At 63.2% G+C, this 2,658-nt stretch carries 2 protein-coding genes; one reads left to right on the forward strand and one right to left on the reverse strand.

Annotated features, from left to right (window positions below; all coding sequences use genetic code 11):
• Nucleotides 1-168: 168 nt before the first annotated feature.
• Nucleotides 169-1,536 carry a tyrosine-type recombinase/integrase gene (locus tag SAS01S_RS21825; protein ID WP_218016354.1) on the reverse strand — a complete coding sequence of 456 codons (1,368 nt, stop codon included), beginning with the start codon at nt 1,534-1,536 and terminating at the stop codon, nt 169-171.
• A gap of 163 nt (nt 1,537-1,699) precedes the next feature.
• On the opposite strand from SAS01S_RS21825, the gene SAS01S_RS21830 reads away from it, so the two are divergent.
• The gene (locus tag SAS01S_RS21830; RefSeq protein WP_066813312.1) at nt 1,700-2,530 is read left to right on the forward strand and encodes a sterol desaturase family protein; all 831 of its coding nucleotides are present in this window, start codon (nt 1,700-1,702) and stop codon (nt 2,528-2,530) included.
• Nucleotides 2,531-2,658: the final 128 nt, after the last annotated feature.

The following is a 2,658-nucleotide window of genomic DNA, read 5'->3' on the forward strand; positions in this document are numbered from 1 at the left end:
CCCCCGTTCCCGCCTCGCCTTGGCCTTGTTCGTAGGTCCGGCCACGACAACTGCCGCACGTCTTCGAACAGCCGGCACAGCATCAGCGCGATTCCCATAACCACCTGATCCCGCCCGTTCCAGAAGCGATCTGCTAAGCTATTTCAAACTCCTCGAAATCCTCGCCTATCACGCCACTAACTGCACGACAGCGCGCGCGGCGAGCTCGTCGAGACCCTCCGTTATCCAGCGTGAATAATGCCGTTCGATCATTGCGACCGACGTGTCGTGGATTGCCGCGACCAGCCGGATCGGCAGTCCCGCGCGCAAGCCGCGGACGATCGACGAATGCCTGAGCGCATAGGGTATGGTCGTCGGCGGCAGCTCCGCAAGTCGGCAAGCTTGCGACCATAACCGGGACATTTCGGACGCCGTTGCCCAGGGGCCGCGCTCGCCGCGCTCCCAGACCTGGGCGGCATTTCGGCGCTCGGCCGTTTTGACCTGCACATGACGCCAGCGCTCCAGCAGCGGCGCCGTCGCGGGGCGCCCCTCGATCGCCGGTGTCAGGATTGCCAGCGTGTCGGTGCCGACCTGCACCCGAATATAGGCGGCGGCGTCCCTTCCCCCTTTGTAGGACTCCGGCACCATCACCCGGCGCTGCTCCGCTTGCACATCGGCCACGCGCATGCGGCGCAGTTGCGCGAACCGTGCGCCGGTGGCCGCCAGCATCACCACCATCCGCCCGAAATCGTCATCGAGCGTGAGCGCTGCAGCGACGACACGCCGGATCTGGCCGTCCGTCAGGATCTGGTTTTCGCGCGCTTGCGCACGGCGCGCGCCCGGGGCCTCGATCGCAAGGCCCAGCTTGATGACTATTGGCAGATCGCCCGGCAGTGCGCGGCGATGCTCCACCCAAGCACGGTTGAGTGCTGCCTTGAGGTCGTTGACGACGCGCTGGATGGTGGAACGCCGGCGCAGCGTGCGTTCCTGCCATGCCTTGAGGTCGGCTTCGGCCAGCCTCGCGAGCGGCAGGCGCGCCAGGCGGCTATCGTCGAGGACGTGGCGGGTGAGATTGCTCACCGCATCGGAAAGCACTTGGCGCCCCGCCTGGCCGATGCGCCGGGCGTTGCGCATGGTGATGTAGCTTTCGACCGCCTCGCCGACGGTGATGTCGGGATTGAGGGCGCTCTCGGCGCCGCCTCTATCCTGCAGTTCGAACCAGTGGGTCGCTTTCTCTAGCGCTTGCTTCCAGCTCAGGATGGCGTCGCCATTGGCCTCGCCGACATCGTCGGCGGCGCCGAGCGAGACCTTGCAGCCGTTGCCGCTGGCGCCTGGCGGACGGTAGCGCGCGACCCAGGTGCCGCCGCGGGCGCCTTTGTAATAGCCCAGGTGCTGGCCTTCGCAGACCATGCGCCAATAGGGGTTCTGGCGCCGCGCAAGCCGCGCGCGCGCGCTTCTGTCCTGCAGCCGTAGATCGGCTGAAACTCGACCCATGGTGATTCCATCGTCAAAACATGGTCCATAGAAATAGCCGGACAGGCGCGGACGCGGAAGCACAATGTGTATATAACTTATTGATTTTATTGATATCCATGGACGTCCACCATCGTCCGAAAACGATCCTCTCACGGCGAAAACACGGGTTCGATTCCCGTAGGGGTCACCAATAAAATCGAGGCGCCGCATCTAAGATTTTTTTACCCTGAGCAGCCATTCAGATTTGACGGATCTGCCAAACCTGATTGTCGCCGAAATTGCGCCCCTGGCCTGGACCTGGGGCTTTTCGTTCGCTTTCATGACGGCACTTGAGCTTCTGCTCGGACATGGCGAGCAAAAGTTCGCGTCGCGGTTGCCCGGTCTGATCTTCTGGGTTCTCTGGTTGCCGGTCAGCCGGTTGGTCTATGCGGCCTTCCATGCCCTTTGGGCGGAAATCGGTATCCGGCCTCTCATCGTCCTGCCGCTCGAATTCACCTGGCTCGGCGCCGCGGCGATTGTCGCCACAGCAGTCGCCTCGGCCGCAATTTATGACTTCTTCTTTTATTGGTGCCATCGCGCCGAGCATCGCTGGCTGTGGCGTTTCCATGCGGTGCACCACTCCATTCGCGACATGAATGCGGTCAACGCATTCCACCACATCACCGAGCCGATTTTCCAAACCCTGCTCATTCTTCTGCCGGCGAGTTTGATTGTCAGCGAGACCGGCCCCGTCGCATCGCTGATGGTATTATTGTTGTATTTCCAGGCGTCGTTCATCCATTCCCCGGCAAGACTCCATTTCGGACCCGCACGCGCCTTCTTCGTCGATAACCGGTTTCACCGCATCCATCACTCGCTGGAGGAACGGCATTTCGACCGCAACTTCGGCGCGTTTACGACGATCTGGGATCGCTTGTTTGGAACGGCGCATTTTCCGGCGGCAGCTGAGTGGCCGGACGTGGGCCTCGCTCAGATCGATCAGCCTCGCACCGTCGGCGAGTGGATTAGCCTTCCCCGGCGATACGGCCGCCAAGCCAGCAGTCCTCTCAGCAATGCCGTGGTACGGCGGAGCTGATTTTTTCGCCGTCGACTAGTCCCATTCGCATCAACCTGGATGCTGCGGTGCCGCGGAGGGCGGTGCCGGCGCGGCTACCGTTGGCGCCGGTGCGGGGGGCGACCCGGCGGTCGTGGAAGGCTGCCCGC

The organism is Sphingomonas asaccharolytica NBRC 15499 (genome assembly GCF_001598355.1).
Taxonomy (GTDB): Bacteria; Pseudomonadota; Alphaproteobacteria; order Sphingomonadales; family Sphingomonadaceae; genus Sphingomonas; species Sphingomonas asaccharolytica.